This is a genomic window from Peribacillus sp. SIMBA_075, from assembly GCF_046534585.1.
The window spans coordinates 1-251 of the sequence record NZ_JAWRYN010001164.1; the positions used below are offsets into that span (position 1 = coordinate 1).

Genomic DNA, 251 nt, shown 5'->3' on the forward strand with positions numbered 1-251 from the left:
TCTTCTTGATACGTTTCACTTCGTGCATTGTGCGAATTTCATCGAGTGAGAAGTCTTTGTTATGAAACTTCTTATACTCTCCTTCGTACCAATACCAAGCCTTTTTCTTAGATGCCCATTTAAATCCAAGTTGCTTTAATTCAGTTTTCAATGAGTAAGTGTTTCCTGTTGCCCAAAACATCATAGACGAACTTATCAAATACGATATTGAAATTGAGATCATCGGGACTTGGATTTGGGCAACAGGAAAC

1 pseudogene is annotated in these 251 nt (G+C 37.1%); it reads right to left on the reverse strand.

The features are described from left to right. Positions 1–175, reverse strand: a pseudogene (locus tag SB775_RS31970) (molecular chaperone DnaJ); the annotation flags it as partial. Positions 176–251: the final 76 nt, after the last annotated feature.